Consider the following 16,049-nt stretch of genomic DNA (forward strand, 5'->3'; position numbering starts at 1 on the left):
ATGATCAAGTCCCGTGCTGCCGTTGCCTTCGAAGCCAAGAAACCGCTGGAGATCGTCGAAGTCGACGTGGCCATGCCCAAGGCCGGCGAAGTGCTGTTGCGCGTGGTCGCCAGCGGCGTCTGCCACACCGACGCCTACACGCTGTCGGGCGCCGACCCGGAAGGCATCTTCCCGTCCATCCTGGGCCATGAAGGCGGCGCCATCGTCGAGGCCATCGGTGAGGGCGTGACCTCGGTGGCGGTGGGCGATCACGTGATCCCGCTCTACACCCCGGAATGTCGCCAGTGCAAGTTCTGCAAGTCGGGCAAGACCAACCTGTGCCAGGCCATCCGCGCGACCCAGGGCAAGGGCCTGATGCCCGACGGCACCACCCGTTTTGCCTACAAGGGTCAGCCGCTGTTCCACTACATGGGCACCTCGACCTTCTCCGAATACACCGTGCTGCCGGAAATTTCCGTGGCCAAGATCCAGAAAGAGGCCCCGCTGGAGAAGGTGTGCCTGCTTGGTTGCGGCGTGACCACCGGCATCGGTGCGGTACTCAATACCGCCAAGGTCAAGCCGGGTGACACCGTGGCCATCTTCGGCCTTGGCGGCATCGGCCTGTCGGCCGTGATCGGTGCGGTCAAGGCCAAGGCCAGCCGCATCATCGCCATCGACATCAACCCGGCCAAGTTCGAGATCGCACGCCAGCTGGGTGCCACCGACTGCATCAACCCCAAGGACTACGATCGCCCGATCCAGGAAGTGATCGTGGACCTGACCGATGGCGGCGTGGACTTCTCGTTCGAGTGCATCGGCAACGTGCAACTGATGCGTGCGGCCCTGGAGTGCTGCCACAAGGGCTGGGGCGAGTCGGTGATCATCGGCGTCGCCGGTGCCGGCCAGGAGATCGCAACGCGTCCGTTCCAGCTGGTCACCGGCCGCGTCTGGCGCGGCTCGGCATTCGGTGGCGTGCGTGGTCGAACCGAGCTGCCAAGCTATGTGGACATGGCCGAGCAGGGCGAGATCCCGCTGGACACCTTCATTACCCACACCATGGGCCTGGAAGACATCAACAAGGCCTTCGACCTGATGCATGAAGGCAAGAGCATCCGCAGCGTCATCCACTTCTGAGGTCTGCCATGAGCCTGGAAAACATCTCCTGCCAGAAGAGCTTCGGCGGCTGGCACAAGCGCTACCGGCACCGCTCCAGCGTGCTGGGGTGCGACATGGTGTTTGCCGTTTACCTGCCGCCGCAGGCGGAGCAGGGCGGCAAGCTGCCGGTGCTGTACTGGCTGAGCGGGCTGACCTGCACCGACGAGAACTTCATGCAGAAGGCCGGTGCGCACAAGCTTGCCGCCGAGCTCGGCCTGATCATCGTGGCGCCGGACACCAGCCCGCGCGGGCCACAGGTACCGGACGACCCGGACGGCGCCTGGGACTTCGGCCTGGGCGCGGGGTTCTACCTCAATGCCACCGAACAGCCGTGGGCCGAGCACTACCGCATGCACGACTACGTGGTGGATGAGCTGCCGGCGCTGGTGGAGGCGCATTTCCCGGCCTCCGCTGCGCGCAGCATCAGCGGTCACTCCATGGGTGGGCACGGCGCGCTGGTGTGCGCCTTGCGCAACCCCGGGCGCTATGTGTCGGTGTCGGCGTTCTCGCCCATCGGCAACCCGATGGACTGCCCGTGGGGCCAGAAGGCGTTCGGTCGCTACCTGGGCGAGGAGCGTTCGCGCTGGCGCGAATGGGATGCCAGCGTGCTGATCGCGCAGGCGCAGGAAACGCTGCCGCTGCTGGTCGACCAGGGCGATCGCGACGACTTCCTGCAAACCCAGCTCAAGCCCGAAGTGCTGGCCCAGGCCGCGCAGGCGGCTGGCTACCCGCTGACGTTGCGCCTGCAGCCTGGCTACGACCACAGCTACTACTTCATCGCCAGCTTCATCGATGACCACCTGCGCCATCATGCGGCGGCACTGGGGCGGGCGTAGGGCTAGTCCTACAAATAAGCCAAACCCCCGGCAAAGCAGGTAGAATCACGCCCTGACTCAATCAGGGCGTTTTTTTATGCGTATTGGCCACGGCTACGATGTGCACCGCTTCGCGGAAGGCGATTTCATCACCTTGGGTGGGGTGCGCATTGCGCACAAGTTCGGCCTGCTGGCCCATTCCGACGGCGATGTGCTGCTGCACGCGCTGAGCGATGCACTGCTGGGCGCCGCCGCGCTGGGTGACATCGGCAAGCATTTCCCCGATACCGACCCGCAGTTCAAGGGCGCCGACAGCCGCGTGCTGCTGCGCCACATCCTGTCGATCATCCATGCCAAGGGCTGGAAGGTGGGCAACGTCGACGCCACCATCGTGGCCCAGGCACCCCGGATGGCCGCGCACATCGAAACCATGCGTACCCTGATCGCCCAGGACCTGCAGGTCGAGCTCGACCAGGTCAACGTCAAGGCCACCACCGAAGAGAAGCTTGGCTTCACCGGCCGAGAAGAAGGCATTGCCGTTCACGCCGTCGCGTTGTTGCTGCGCGCATGACCGAACTCGAACTGCTCGGCCCGCAGGCAGCCGGGCCGGCGCTGGGCAGCGCCATCCTCAAGGCCACGGCCGAAGATTTCCAGGTCGATGAAGTGCTCGACATTCCCCTGTCGGGTGAAGGCGAGCACTTGTGGCTGTGGGTCGAGAAACGCGACCTCAATACCGAGGAGGCCGCCCGCCGCCTGGCCCGCGCCGCCGGCGTACCGCTGCGCACCGTGAGCTATGCCGGCCTCAAGGACCGTCAGGCGCTGACTCGCCAATGGTTCAGCCTGCACCTGCCGGGCAAGGCCGACCCTGACCTGAGCGCGGCTGAAAACGAAACCCTGAGCATCCTCAGACACACCCGTCACTCGCGCAAACTCCAGCGTGGCGCGCACTCGGCCAACGGCTTCACCCTGCGCCTCACAGCGCTCAGCGCCGATCACCAGGCCCTGGACGCGCGCCTCGAGCAATTGCGCATACAAGGCGTGCCCAACTACTTCGGCAGCCAGCGCTTCGGCTTTGCTGGCGGCAACGTGCACGATGCGCGCCAGTGGGCCGAGCGCAAGGCCCTGCCCGAGCAGCGCAATGTGCGCTCGCGGCTGCTGTCCAGCGCACGCAGCTACCTGTTCAACCGGGTGCTGGCCGAGCGGGTTGCCGATGGCAGCTGGCAACAGGCTCAGGTCGGCGACCTGCTGGCGTTCACCGACAGCCGCAGCTTTTTCGCGGCGGGCGAGGCCGAGTGCAGCGATCCGCGCCTGGCAATACTCGACCTGCACCCTACCGGGCCGCTGTGGGGCGAGGGCCTGCCGGCCACCAGTGGGGCAGGCGGTGCGATCGAGCAACGCGTGGCCGAACAGGAGGCAGCCCTGTGCCAATGGCTGGGCAATGCCAACCTCAAACAGGAACGGCGCATTCTGCGGCTGCCCATTGGCGGCTTGACGTGGCATTATCCCGAGCCTGATATCCTGCAACTGGAATTCGTCCTTCCGGCCGGATGCTTCGCCACCGTGGTGGTGCGCGAACTCGTCGATCTGGTGCCGGCAGGGCAGACGGACAGCCCATGCGTATTCTGATTTCGAACGACGACGGGGTCACCGCACCCGGTCTCGCCGCGCTGCATGCTGCGCTGGCGGATTATGCCGAGTGCGTGGTGATTGCCCCGGACCAGGACAAGAGCGGCGCCAGCAGTTCGCTGACGCTCGACCGCCCGCTGCATCCGCAGACCCTGGCCAACGGCTACATCAGCCTCAACGGCACACCGACCGATTGCGTGCACCTGGGCCTGAACGGGCTGCTGGAGCATCCGCCGGACATGGTCGTCTCGGGTATCAACCTGGGCGCCAACCTGGGCGATGACGTGCTGTACTCGGGCACGGTCGCCGCGGCGCTGGAAGGTCGATTCCTGGGGGGCACCTCGTTTGCCTTCTCGCTGCTCTCGCGCCTGCCGGACAACCTGCCCACTGCCGCCTATTTCGCGCGCAAGCTGGTCGTGGCGCATGCAAGCCTTGAGCTGCCACCGCGCACCGTACTCAATGTGAACATTCCCAACCTGCCGCTGGAGCACATCCGTGGCATCCAGCTGACACGCCTGGGGCATCGTGCACGTGCGGCGGCGCCGACCAAGGTGGTCAACCCGCGCGGCAAGGAAGGCTACTGGATCGCGGTGGCCGGCGACGCCGAGGATGGCGGCCCGGGTACCGATTTTCACGCGGTGATGCAGGGCTATGTCTCGATCACCCCGCTACAGCTTGACCGCACCTTCAACGATGCCTTCGACCGTCTCGAGGGTTGGCTGGAGGGGCTGCTCTGATGCGAGAGCCGGAGGATCTGATGCGCCATGGTATCGGTTTTACTTCGCAGCGAACCCGTGAACGGCTGATCCAGCGTTTGATCGAGGAAGGCATCAAGGACCAGCGGGTGCTCGAGGCCTTGCGCAACATCCCGCGGCACATGTTCGTCGACGAGGCGCTGTCGCACCGTGCGTATGAAGATACCGCCCTGCCCATCGGCAACAACCAGACCATCTCGCAGCCGTTCATGGTCGCGTACATGAGCGAGGTGCTGCTGGAGGACGGTCCGCTGGACAAGGTGCTGGAGATCGGCACCGGGTCTGGCTACCAGACAGCAGTGCTGTCCAGGCTGGTGGAGCGGGTGTTCTCGGTAGAGCGCATCAAACCCCTGCAGGACCGCGCCAAGGAACGGCTGGTCGAGTTGAACCTGCGCAACCAGGTGTTCCGCTGGGGCGACGGTTTCGAGGGATGGCCGGCACTGGCCCCCTACAATGGCATCATCGTCACCGCCGGCGCACCCGAAGTGCCCCAGGCCTTGCTCGACCAGCTGGCACCGGGCGGGCGCATGGTGATACCGGTGGGCGCCAGTGGCGAGACACAGCAATTGCTGTTGATCGTGCGCGAAGAACAGGGCTTCTCGCGGCGCAAACTGTGTGACGTACGCTTCGTGCCGTTGCTCAATGGCACATTGAGCTGAGTCGATTTTTTTCGCGGGCGTCGAATTCCCGGTGCATTGCCGGGTCTATGGGGCGTGCGGTTTCTTGAACGATCGCACAACCTGGCAAGCAGTTGATCTGCATTGCCTGTGCGCTCGGTTATAATTGCAACAATATTGCATTCCTACATCGGTCACCACATAAGGGAGCGGCGGGTGAGTCACACAGTCATTCGGCAGCGCATGGGTCTATCGAGCTTAAAGCTTCTGGTGATTGCACTCGCCTTGGGAACCCTGGTTTCAGGGTGTTCCAGTTCATCTTCGAGCAGCGTGCGGGTGGTCGACCGCAACAGCGCCGCGCCCAAGCGCCCGGTGGTCACTACGGGGCAGTACGTGGTTCGCCCGGGCGATACGCTGTTCTCGATTGCCTTTCGCTACGGCTGGGACTACAAGGAGCTCGCTGCGCGCAACGGTATCCCGGCGCCCTATACCATCCGGCCCGGCCAGGCGATCCGCTTCGGCTCCGGCACGGCTACCAGCAGCGGCTCGCGGGTCGTCACCTCCACCTCGCCCTCCAGCAAGACCACGGTCACCCGTCGTCCGGCAGGTACCCCGGCACCGGCAAAAACCACGTCTCCAGGCGGTACCAGCGCGCCGCCCGTCGTCGCCACCACCCCCGTCCAGGTGCCGGCTTCGGAGCGTTCGGCCGGTGGCTGGGCATGGCCGGCCAACGGTGTGCTGATTGGAAAATTCGCTTCAAACGGTAGTTTGAATAAAGGCATTGATATCGCCGGTGATTTGGGACAGCCTGTTTTTGCTGCGTCGGATGGTTCCGTTGTGTACGCCGGAAGTGGCTTGCGGGGCTACGGTGAACTGGTAATCATCAAGCACAGCGATACCTACGTCAGTGCCTACGGTCACAACCGCAGGCTGTTGGTTCGGGAGGGACAGCAGGTCAAGGTTGGGCAGACAATTGCCGAAATGGGGTCCACGGGCACCGACCGGGTGAAGCTTCACTTCGAGATTCGCCGCCAGGGCAAACCTGTAGATCCGTTGCAATTCCTGCCACGTCGTTGATAAGCATGTACCCGGCCTGTTCCTTCGCGTAGTGGGGACAGGCTCAGCGTTGCCAAGGATAAAGGCGCCGCTTGAGTCTGAGTTCGAACTCAGCAAAGGACTATAACAATGGCTCTCAGTAAAGAAGTGCCGGAGTTTGACATCGACGATGAGGTGCTCCTTATGGAAACCGGCATCGTTTTGGAAACGGATGTGGTGTCAGACGAACCTGCTGTATCTCCGGTTCGGACCCGGGCCAAACAAGGCTCACCGCTCAAACAGCACAAGTACATCGATTACACTCGAGCACTTGATGCAACTCAGCTCTACCTCAACGAAATCGGCTTTTCGCCCCTGCTTTCCCCGGAAGAAGAAGTTCATTTTGCGCGTCTGTCGCAAAGTGGCGACCCTGCCGGGCGCAAACGCATGATCGAAAGCAACCTGCGCCTGGTGGTGAAGATTGCGCGCCGCTACGTCAACCGCGGTCTATCGCTGCTCGACCTGATCGAAGAGGGCAACCTGGGCCTGATTCGCGCAGTCGAGAAGTTCGACCCCGAGCGTGGGTTCCGTTTCTCGACCTACGCCACCTGGTGGATCCGGCAGACCATCGAACGCGCCATCATGAACCAGACGCGCACCATTCGCCTGCCGATCCATGTGGTCAAGGAACTGAACGTCTACCTGCGTGCAGCACGCGAGCTGACCCAGAAACTCGATCACGAGCCGTCACCGGAAGAGATCGCCAACCTGCTGGAAAAACCCGTAGGCGAGGTCAAGCGCATGCTCGGCCTGAACGAGCGCGTGTCTTCGGTGGACGTTTCACTGGGCCCGGACTCGGACAAGACCCTGCTCGATACCCTCACCGACGATCGTCCCACCGACCCTTGCGAGCTGTTGCAGGACGACGACCTGTCCCAGAGCATCGACCTGTGGCTGAGCGAACTGACCGACAAGCAGCGTGAGGTGGTGATTCGCCGCTTTGGCCTGCGCGGGCATGAGAGCAGCACCCTGGAGGATGTCGGCCTGGAGATTGGTCTTACGCGGGAGCGGGTACGTCAGATCCAGGTGGAGGGCCTCAAGCGGCTGCGGGAGATCCTGGAGAAGAACGGTCTGTCCAGCGAGTCGCTGTTCCAGTAACTGCGACGGCTGTGAAAAGGCGCCTCGACCCAGTCGAGGCGTTTTTGTTCGTGGCTGTCTCAAGCGCTCAGACACGCGCAGAAACACCGATACCACGGCGGCAACCTTTCCCGGTTGCGTATTGTTATTGGATTTGTAGGTTATCGCTTACAAGATCCGTAAGCCTTTACATCAAGCGGGTGTAAATTCCAGTCGGTTTTGACGTGGTATTTTATCTAACCAATTGATATTGAAAGAGTTTATTGTGAGGTGGCGTCACCTTCCGGACTTTTTTTGAGAGCTTTTACCAGTTGCTCTGCCGGCTGCAGGGGATAGTATCTGAACTGTGTCTACGGACTGACACAGGTTCTCAAGGATGAGCGCCAAGGACATCGCGGGATGCGATTCATCAGGATGATGATAGGGAATACAGGGACTACGGAAAAAAATGTGGGCGGGTCATACCGCCCCTTTTTTTTGCCTGCGAAAAAGTGGGTGGCCCTGCAGCGAACATAAAAAAAGGCCCCGAAGGGCCTTTTTCATTGATCCGGCGTCGATCAACGCTCCAGATCTGCAATCTTGCCCGGCTTGCCATCCCACTCTGCAGCGTCTGGCATCGAATCCTTCTTCTCGGTGATGTTCGGCCAGATTTCGGCCAGCTCGGCGTTGAGCTCGATGAAGTTTTCCATGCCGGCCGGCACTTCATCTTCCGAGAAGATCGCAACGGCGGGGCACTCAGGCTCGCACAGTGCACAGTCGATGCACTCATCCGGGTGAATGACCAGGAAGTTCGGGCCTTCGTAGAAGCAGTCCACCGGACAGACTTCTACACAGTCGGTGTACTTGCACTTGATGCAGTTGTCGGTGACGACGAAGGTCATTTCTAATTTTCTCCTCAGGCGACGGCAGCGTTCCCTTCCAGACAGGGCCGCTCGGTTCGGTAGGTCGGCAGCGAGCCAGGCTAATAACTCGCTGCCCCGCCGAACCGCGCGGGATTCTATCAGTTTGTGCGATGGGGCGTTATAACAGAGTCTTTAGTGTATAGAGCATTTCGATAGCTTGGCGTGGCGTCAGGTTGTCCACGTCGAGCTTGCCGATCTTCTCGATCACCGGATGCGGCAGGCTGGCGAACAGGTCACTCTGGTGCGGCGTGCTGGGCGCTCCCGGGCTTGCTGGCGCGGTTTCGTGGGGCAGGCTGTTGGTTTCCAGGCGGCCCAGGTGCTCGCGGGCACGCTGGATCACCGGTGCCGGCACGCCTGCCAGTTGTGCCACTGCCAGGCCGTAGCTCTGGCTGGCAGGCCCTGGCAGCACATGGTGCAGGAATACGATGCGTTCGTTGTGCTCGGTAGCGTTCAGGTGCACGTTGGCCACCAGCGGCTCGCTTTCGGGCAGCACGGTCAGTTCGAAGTAGTGCGTGGCGAACAGCGTGTAGGCGCGCAGCTGGGCCAGGCGCTCGGCGGCGGCCCAGGCCAGCGAGAGGCCGTCGAAGGTACTGGTGCCGCGGCCCACTTCGTCCATCAGCACCAGGCTGCGTTCTGTGGCGTTGTGCAGGATGTTGGCGGTTTCGCTCATCTCCACCATGAAGGTCGAGCGCCCACCGGCCAGGTCGTCGCTGGAACCGATACGGGTGAAGATGCGGTCCACCAGCGACAGCTCGCAGCTGGCGGCCGGCACGAAGCTGCCGATATGCGCCAGCAGCACGATCAGTGCGGTCTGGCGCATGTAGGTGGACTTACCACCCATGTTCGGGCCGGTGATCACCAGCATGCGCGTGTTGTCGTCCAGGCCCAGGTCGTTGGCCACGAACGGCGTGGTCAACACCTGCTCGACTACCGGGTGGCGACCCTGGCTGATGCGCATGCACGGTTCGTCGACGAATGTCGGGCAGTTGAGGTCAAGGTTCAGCGCACGCTCGGCCAGGTTGCTGACCACATCCAGTTCGGCCAGCGCCGCGGCGGTGTCCTGCAGCGGGGCCAGGTGGCCGATCAGGGTTTCGAGCAACGCATCGTAGAGCATCTTCTCGCGCGCCAGGGCGCGGCTCTTGGCCGACAGCGCCTTGTCTTCGAACGTCTTGAGCTCTGGGGTGATGAAGCGCTCGGCGCCCTTGAGGGTCTGGCGGCGGATGTAGTCGGCCGGCGCCTGTTCGGCCTGCTTGCTCGGCAGCTCGATGAAGTAGCCATGCACGCGGTTGTAGCCGACCTTGAGGTTGGCAAGGCCCGTGCGGGCCTTTTCGCGGGCTTCGAGGTCGATCAGGAACTGCCCGGCGTTCTCGCTCATCGACAGCAGGTCGTCGAGCTCGGCGTCATAGCCGACCTTGAGCACGCCGCCATCACGGATCACCGCAGGCGGGTTGTCGATGATCGCCTTCTGCAGCAGGTCGGCCAGTTCCGGGTAGGTACCGGCGATGGCCGCCAGGCGCGCCAGATGCGGTGCCTCCAGCTCGGCCATGGCGTTCTGCAGTTCAGGCAGCGCGCCAAGCGCGTCGCGCAGGCGCGCCAGATCCCGTGGGCGAGCATTGCGCAGGCCGATACGGGCGAGAATCCGCTCGATATCGCCGATGTCCTTCAGTTGCGGTTGCAGCTTCTCGAAGCGGTAGCCGTCGAGCAGGCAGCGAATCGAGCTCTGGCGGGCCTGCAGCACCTTCAGGTCACGCAGCGGCCGGTTCAGCCAGCGGGTCAGCAGGCGGCTGCCCATGGCGGTCTGACAGCGGTCGATCACCGATTGCAGGGTGTTGTCGCGGCCCCCGGCCAGGTTGACGTCCAGCTCCAGGTTGCGCCGGCTGGCGCCGTCGAGCACCACGGTGTCGTCCAGCCGCTCGTGCTTGAGGCTGCGCAGGTGCGGCAGGGCGGTGCGCTGGGTTTCCTTGGCGTAGGCGAGCAGGCAGCCGGCGGCGCCGATGGCCAGGGTCAGCTTCTCGCAGCCGAAGCCCTTGAGGTCCTGGGTTGCGAACTGCTGGCACAGGCTCTTGCGCGCCGAGTCACGGTCGAAGTCCCATGGTGCGCGGCGGCGCGAGCCACGGCGCTTCTCGGCGGGCAGGCCCTGGGGCCAGTCGTCGGGGATCAGCAGCTCCACGGGGTTGACGCGCTCGAGCTCGGCCAGCAGGTTTTCCCAGCCCTTGAACTCCTGCACGGTGAAGTTGCCGCTGGTGATATCCAGCACGGCCAGGCCGAACAGGCGTTCGTCACCCAGTACGGCGGCGATCAGGTTGTCGCGGCGCTCGTCGAGCAGGGCTTCGTCGCTGACCGTGCCTGGGGTGATGATGCGCACCACCTGGCGTTCCACCGGGCCCTTGCTGGTGGCCGGGTCGCCGATCTGCTCGCAGATCACCACCGATTCGCCCAGCTTCACCAGCTTGGCCAGGTAGCCTTCGGCGGCGTGGTAGGGGATACCGCACATGGGAATCGACTGGCCCGCTGACTGCCCGCGGGCGGTCAGGGTGATATCCAGCAGTTTGGCGGCCTTCTTCGCGTCTTCGTAGAAGATCTCGTAGAAATCGCCCATGCGGTAGAACATCAGCTGGTCCGGGTGCTGGTTCTTCAGCTTCCAGTACTGCTGCATCATCGGGGTGTGTGCGGAAAGATCGCTCATTACAGAAACTTGGCTCGCAGTGTCGTTTAGACCAAAGGCAGCGGGCAATGGTACAGGGATTTTTTCCCCGTTGCCGGGCCTAACGCTGCGCAGCGACCTTTTGCCCCTGGCATTGTGTTAATGCATATTTGAATTTGCATTTGCGCACGAGATGAGTACTATGCACGTTATGCAAAAACGCAACGTAGCTACCGTCTTGAGAGCATTGCTCGACCGCCACGGGATCTCCCCCACGGAGCTTCACCGTCGCACCGGCGTGCCCCAATCCACCCTGTCGCGGATTCTCAGCGAGAAGATCGTCGATCCTTCCGACAAGCATGTGTCGAAGATCGCCGAGTACTTCGGCGTGAGCACCGATCAGTTGCGCGGCCGTGCCGACCTGGGCGATACCCGCCCGGCGAACGCGCCGCGCGCCGACGTGCAGCTGCAGGACATCAGCCTGTGGGATGACGACACCCCCGTCGAGGACGACGAAGTGTCCATTCCGTTTCTTCGTGAGGTCGAGTTGGCAGCAGGATCAGGACGATTCGTCATCGAGGAAAGCGAGAAGGCCAGCCTGCGCTTCGGCAAGCGCAGCCTGCGTCACAACGGCGTGCAGTTCGACCAGGCCAAGTGCGTGACGGTGCGAGGCAACAGCATGCTGCCGGTGCTGCGTGATGGCGCCACGGTGGGGGTGAATGCGGGCAAGAGCGGCATCGGCGACATTGTCGATGGTGACCTGTATGCCATCAACCACAATGGCCAGTTGCGCGTGAAACAGCTGTATCGCCTGCCCACGGGTATCCGCCTGCGCAGCTTCAACCGCGACGAGCACCCGGACGAGGACTACACCTTCCAGCAGATGCAGGAGGAGCAGATCAGCATCCTCGGGCATGTGTTCTGGTGGGGCATGTACGCCCGCTAGGTTCTGTCGCTACATCAAACCCGCCTCGGCGGGTTTTTTTGTGCCTGCAAATGCCTGCAGGGGACGGCCTTGCCGGCGAATGATCGCACCAAATATTTGCGGCAATCCCACCGAATCCTTCACCGGCAAGGCCGGTTCCTGCAAAAAATCTACCCCTCAAGACAGCACTGCAGCGCAAGCAGGGCAAGGCTTTCATGCGTTAGCGCAAAACTGCGTGCATAAATATTTCCAAAAATGCATTGACTGCATATGCATTGATGCATAACCTTTGTCTCAAGCCGGTCAGACACCGGCAGTGGCAAAGGCAGCGATGAACAGGCCTGAACTGTTCAGAGGGTTGGCAACTGACCCGGGTGTGCAGCGTAAAGCACCGTAAGCAGTTATCCGGCGGGCAGGCGGCCGCGGTCGGAGGAACAATTTGAGGCGGGATCGCACGGCGCACCAGCAGTGGCCGGCGGTCCGACAACGCATTACTGAAAAGCCTGGGCGACCGGGCTTTTTGGAATGCCGAGTGATCGGCTGTTCAACAAGGGAGCACGAGCATGACAAACGAGCAACAGACGTTGCTGGAAATGCCGATCTGGCTGGTGATCGTCCTGGCATTGCTGGGCGGTCTGTCTGGTGAGATGTGGCGCGCAGACAAGGAGGGCGCCCGCGGCTGGGGCCTGTTCAGGCGACTGCTGCTGCGCTCCGGGGCCTGCATGGTCTGCGGCGTATCGACCGTGATGCTGCTGTATGCCAGCGGGCTGTCGATCTGGAGCGCCGCAGCCTTTGGTTGCCTGACCGCCATGGCGGGCGCCGACGTGGCCATCGGGCTTTACGAGCGCTGGGCTGCGAAGCGGCTGGGTGTGGCACAGGGCGTGCCGCCCCTGGCATCGGATGCGCCACTGCATCGCGACCTGCGTGAGCGCGACCAGGAGCAATGATCGTCGCAAACACTATCGAAAGCCGCTTGCAGCGGCTTTTTCATGTCCGGAGAAACCTATGTCTGATAACACCCGCTTGTACGAGAATGCCGGCTACGTCGGCCTAACCCTGGCCCAGGGGCCGCGCGACGCGGTGATCTACGGCTCTGCCACGTCGGTCAGGCTGAGCAGGAGTTTTGTTGCGATGGGCGGTTTTCGCTTTCGCGGCCAATACACACGGGGCATGGTTCCGACCTTCGCGATGGCTGACAAGGTCGCCAGCGTGGCGCCAGCCGGTCTCGGTGCCGAACGCAGCAACTGCAAAGAGAGCTGGTACGCCGCCTTTGCCTGTGCCAATGAAGGTGACGCCAGTGCCGTGGTGAAAACCATGCCGTTCCTGCGCGTGGGCAGTATCAGCGGCAACGTGATCACGCTGAACAAGGCCGGCGAGGGTACCCACGATATCGCTGAAAAAAGCTACGACTGGATGGCCGACAACAATCTTGCCGGTGTGCAGTGCCTGGTCATCAGTGAGGGCGGGCAGTGGTCCGGCCGGGTAGCGACCGTCGTCGCTAACACTGCAACCACCCTTACGCTCGACAATATAGGGGCGCTGTCCTTCGGCGCATTTTTGTTGCCCGCGCCCCCCGGGTTCGCACATTTCTGCTACCTGGCGTCGTTCTATCTGGACACCCATGAGGTGCGCAACATCTACGACACCGGCACCGAGGTGGTGTCCAGAGGCATTTACCTGCTACGACCCGAAACGCCCGGTGCAAGTCCAGGCCCTGTCGGCACCTTGATGGACTGCTCCGGGTATATCGCACCCTTGGCTACCGGCGTTCGAATGGACTCCAGGTGCGTCATGAGCACCTCTGCCACCGGTGACTACGCCGAGTACTTCTCGCCCGACAGCGGAAACCACGATGTACGTACCAATTACGACCTGAAGGACAACAGCGGCTCGCGCAGCTTCGTGTTCGGTGGCGTATCGCTGGCGTTCCTGTACCCGCAGACCTTCAACTTCAAGAATGCCGGCACGCTGGCAGCCAAGCGCTCCGAGGGTCGGATTGCGCCGACCGGCTGGTTCGAGCCGTAGTCGCCGCAGTGAACGCAACGCCTGCTGCAACCGCAGTGGGCGGCTTGTCGAAGAAGACACGAAAGGAGGGCTTGTGAACGAACTCAAGCTATTGAGCCAGGCCATTACCGCAACATTCCAGGCGGGTGTACCTGATTTCGCGACGGTTGAAGCGTTCAGCGCAGTCAACGAGCACACTCCGCAACCGGCACTGTGTCACACCATCACCGCTATGGAGGCAAGCGTTGACCCCGGCGATGGACGCTTGTGCATCCTGGCGCGTTTCGAGGCACGCATCCTGGTGGATGCACAGCAGCAACACGCAGCCCTGCAAGCCGCCACATTGGCGGCGAAATCAACGCTTGTGCTGCACAAGCAGTTCTGGGGCGTGGATTTCGTCGCGGCGACCCTCAATGTGAAGGCGCAGACGGCCATACCTGCCGAAGTACCCGGCACCCTGGAATGGCGGGTGCAATGGCAGCAGCCCGTTTATCTTGGCGACCTGCAGTGGCCCTGGCCAGACCAGCCACCCGGCTCGCTGCTGTTCGCCTTCAGCCCGGACACAGGGCCCGCGCACAAGGACAGCTACCAGGCACCGGAGGACATGGCATGAGTTACGCCAGCTCCATGCATGACCGCATGCTGGCGGCGTTGGTCATTCCATGTCGGGTGGTCGGCATCGACCTGGCAGCAGCGCGGGTACGGGTCTCCGATGGCGCCGGCTGGACCAGCGCCTGGGTGCGCTGGCACAGCCACGCGGCAGGCAAGGCCCGCCACTGGCGTGCGCCGAGCCTGAACGAGCAGGGCGCACTGCTCAGCCCCAGCGGTGAGCCGGCGCAGGGCACCTTCGTACCGGGCCTGTACGGCAATGCCGGCGCGCCACCCGACAACCGCGAGCACGTCGAGGTATGGCGCTTCGATGACGGTGGCTCGCTGGTCTACGACTGGCAGGCCCGCAGCTACAGCATCGAGCTGCCCGGTGGCACCGTCAGCCTAAAGGTGGCCGGCAGCTCGCTGCTGGTCACCGACAACGCAATCACCCTGAACGCCGCCAACATTGCCCTGACCGGTGAGGTGAGCATCAACGGTGGCCTGCGTGTGACCGGTGACATCCTGGGGGCCGGCAAGATCATCGACACCGGCGGCAACACCGCCAATCACAAGCACTGAACCCCGCCCGCCGACGCGGGCTTTTTTATGCCTGGAGACAACATGGCTAGTGAATGCATTCAGGCCAGGGAGGTACCGCGATGATCGGCATGAGCCGCCACGGCGGGCAGACGCTGTCCGGCATCGGGCACCTGCGCCAGTCCATCGAAGACATCCTCACCACCCCGCTGGGCAGCCGGCGCATGCGCCCCGACTACGGCAGCAAGCTGCGCCGTTTCGTCGACCTGCCAGTCAACGAGGGCTGGAAGAGTGCGGTGCAGGCCGAGGTCGCCCGCGCCCTGACCCGCTGGGAACCACGCCTGAAATTGCAGCGGGTGCGCGTGGTGGCGGTAGTGGGCGGGCAGATCAGCCTGCAGCTGAGCGGGCAGTACCTGGGCGACAGCCAACTGCTGGAGATAACGGCATGAGCAACGTGGAACTGTCGGCGCTGCCCGCGCCGCAGGTGCTGGAAGACCTCGACTTCGAGGACATCTTCCAGGATGACCTGGCGGCCTTTCGGTCGCACATGGGCGAGAACTGGGACGCGCTGCTGGAAAGCGACCCGGTGACCAAACTGCTGGAGGTGGGCGCGTACCGCAAGCTGCTCAATCGGGCGCGGGTCAACGATGCCGCCAAGGCGCTGCTGCTGGCCTATGCCCAGGGCAGCGACCTGGACCAGCTGGCAGCCAACGTGCAGCTCAAGCGGCTGGTGGTACAGGCCGAAGACGCGAACAGTGTGCCACCGACCCTCGAAGTGCTTGAGGAAGACGATGCACTGCGCGAGCGGGTGCAACTGGTGTACGAGGGCCTGACCACCGCCGGCCCGCGCAACAGCTACATCCTGCATGCACGCAATGCCTCGGGGCAGGTGGCCGATGCCTCTGCAGAAAGCCCGTCACCGGCAGTGGTGGAGGTGACGGTGCTGAGCCTGGAGGAGAACGGCATCGCCAGTGCGCAGTTGCTGGCCGAAGTGGCCGCCTACCTCAACGACGACGATGTACGCCCGGTGGCGGACCGCCTGGAAGTGCGCAGTGCCGAGGTGATTCCTTATCGCATCGATGCCGTGCTCTACATGGCCGGGACGGGGCCGGAGAACGAAGCGACCCTGGCCGAGTGCCAGCGGCGCCTGCAGGCCTGGGTCAACCCCCGACGACGTCTTGGCGTGGAGGTCTCGCGCTCGGCCATCGATGCGCAACTGCACATCGCCGGTGTGAGCCGGGTGGAGCTGCGCAACTGGACCGACATCCGACCGAGCAAGGCGCAGGCGGCCTGGTGCACCGGGTTCGAACTGACGCGGGGGGGCTGA

The 16,049-nt window shown here is 63.3% G+C and carries 17 protein-coding genes; 15 read left to right on the forward strand and 2 right to left on the reverse strand.

Annotated elements, in window-relative coordinates; genetic code table 11:
* The 8 genes from N0B28_RS06260 (at position 1) to rpoS (ending at position 7,140) form a co-directional block, all read left to right on the forward strand.
* Positions 1 to 1,113, forward strand: coding sequence for an S-(hydroxymethyl)glutathione dehydrogenase/class III alcohol dehydrogenase (locus N0B28_RS06260; RefSeq protein WP_043863274.1), 1,113 nt, complete (start codon positions 1 to 3; stop codon positions 1,111 to 1,113).
* 8 nt (positions 1,114 to 1,121) lie between these two features.
* Entirely contained in the window at positions 1,122 to 1,970 is an 849-nt protein-coding gene (gene fghA / locus N0B28_RS06265) for an S-formylglutathione hydrolase (RefSeq protein WP_229589592.1), read from the forward strand.
* Positions 1,971 to 2,046: 76 nt separating this feature from the next.
* On the forward strand, positions 2,047 to 2,520 hold the full coding sequence (gene ispF / locus N0B28_RS06270) for a 2-C-methyl-D-erythritol 2,4-cyclodiphosphate synthase (RefSeq protein ID WP_043863276.1): 474 nt from the start codon (positions 2,047 to 2,049) through the stop codon (positions 2,518 to 2,520).
* Positions 2,517 to 3,575 carry a tRNA pseudouridine(13) synthase TruD gene (gene truD, locus N0B28_RS06275; protein ID WP_043863277.1) on the forward strand — a complete coding sequence of 353 codons (1,059 nt, stop codon included), beginning with the start codon at positions 2,517 to 2,519 and terminating at the stop codon, positions 3,573 to 3,575. The genes ispF and truD overlap by 4 nt, the downstream gene beginning before the upstream one ends.
* The gene (gene surE / locus N0B28_RS06280; protein ID WP_275730942.1) at positions 3,563 to 4,312 is read left to right on the forward strand and encodes a 5'/3'-nucleotidase SurE; all 750 of its coding nucleotides are present in this window, start codon (positions 3,563 to 3,565) and stop codon (positions 4,310 to 4,312) included. The genes truD and surE overlap by 13 nt, the downstream gene beginning before the upstream one ends.
* A complete protein-coding gene (locus tag N0B28_RS06285; RefSeq protein WP_162484879.1) occupies positions 4,312 to 4,989 on the forward strand; it encodes a protein-L-isoaspartate(D-aspartate) O-methyltransferase in 678 nt (225 codons plus the stop codon). Before surE ends, N0B28_RS06285 begins: the two co-directional genes overlap by 1 nt.
* A gap of 174 nt (positions 4,990 to 5,163) precedes the next feature.
* Positions 5,164 to 6,024 (forward strand): peptidoglycan DD-metalloendopeptidase family protein, encoded by an 861-nt coding sequence (locus N0B28_RS06290; protein WP_043863279.1) that lies wholly within the window; start codon positions 5,164 to 5,166, stop codon positions 6,022 to 6,024.
* Between the two features lie 108 nt (positions 6,025 to 6,132).
* Positions 6,133 to 7,140 (forward strand): RNA polymerase sigma factor RpoS, encoded by a 1,008-nt coding sequence (gene rpoS / locus N0B28_RS06295; protein WP_054914992.1) that lies wholly within the window; start codon positions 6,133 to 6,135, stop codon positions 7,138 to 7,140.
* Between the two features lie 536 nt (positions 7,141 to 7,676).
* On the opposite strand, the gene fdxA is transcribed toward rpoS, so the two are convergent.
* On the reverse strand, positions 7,677 to 8,000 hold the full coding sequence (fdxA, locus tag N0B28_RS06300) for a ferredoxin FdxA (protein ID WP_043863281.1): 324 nt from the start codon (positions 7,998 to 8,000) through the stop codon (positions 7,677 to 7,679).
* A gap of 139 nt (positions 8,001 to 8,139) precedes the next feature.
* On the reverse strand, positions 8,140 to 10,707 hold the full coding sequence (mutS, locus tag N0B28_RS06305; protein WP_054914991.1) for a DNA mismatch repair protein MutS: 2,568 nt from the start codon (positions 10,705 to 10,707) through the stop codon (positions 8,140 to 8,142).
* 169 nt (positions 10,708 to 10,876) lie between these two features.
* Here mutS and N0B28_RS06310 point away from each other — a divergent pair, with 169 nt between their 5' ends.
* From N0B28_RS06310 to N0B28_RS06340, 7 genes are all read left to right on the forward strand, one after another.
* Positions 10,877 to 11,611, forward strand: coding sequence for an XRE family transcriptional regulator (locus tag N0B28_RS06310; RefSeq protein WP_078480062.1), 735 nt, complete (start codon positions 10,877 to 10,879; stop codon positions 11,609 to 11,611).
* A 542-nt stretch (positions 11,612 to 12,153) separates the two neighbouring features.
* On the forward strand, positions 12,154 to 12,537 hold the full coding sequence (locus N0B28_RS06315) for a phage holin family protein (RefSeq protein ID WP_058541493.1): 384 nt from the start codon (positions 12,154 to 12,156) through the stop codon (positions 12,535 to 12,537).
* A 58-nt stretch (positions 12,538 to 12,595) separates the two neighbouring features.
* On the forward strand, positions 12,596 to 13,615 hold the full coding sequence (locus tag N0B28_RS06320; RefSeq protein WP_146094991.1) for a hypothetical protein: 1,020 nt from the start codon (positions 12,596 to 12,598) through the stop codon (positions 13,613 to 13,615).
* 73 nt (positions 13,616 to 13,688) lie between these two features.
* Entirely contained in the window at positions 13,689 to 14,207 is a 519-nt protein-coding gene (locus N0B28_RS06325) for a hypothetical protein (protein WP_100633084.1), read from the forward strand.
* Positions 14,204 to 14,764: a phage baseplate assembly protein V gene (locus tag N0B28_RS06330; RefSeq protein WP_043864286.1), complete on the forward strand. Its 561-nt coding sequence runs from the start codon at positions 14,204 to 14,206 to the stop codon at positions 14,762 to 14,764. The genes N0B28_RS06325 and N0B28_RS06330 overlap by 4 nt, the downstream gene beginning before the upstream one ends.
* A gap of 80 nt (positions 14,765 to 14,844) precedes the next feature.
* A complete protein-coding gene (locus tag N0B28_RS06335; RefSeq protein ID WP_043864285.1) occupies positions 14,845 to 15,171 on the forward strand; it encodes a GPW/gp25 family protein in 327 nt (108 codons plus the stop codon).
* Positions 15,168 to 16,049 carry a baseplate J/gp47 family protein gene (locus N0B28_RS06340; protein ID WP_104572111.1) on the forward strand — a complete coding sequence of 294 codons (882 nt, stop codon included), beginning with the start codon at positions 15,168 to 15,170 and terminating at the stop codon, positions 16,047 to 16,049. The genes N0B28_RS06335 and N0B28_RS06340 overlap by 4 nt, the downstream gene beginning before the upstream one ends.

The sequence above is a fragment of the Pseudomonas sp. SD17-1 genome, from assembly GCF_029201585.1.
Classification (GTDB): Bacteria; Pseudomonadota; Gammaproteobacteria; order Pseudomonadales; family Pseudomonadaceae; genus Aquipseudomonas; species Aquipseudomonas palmensis.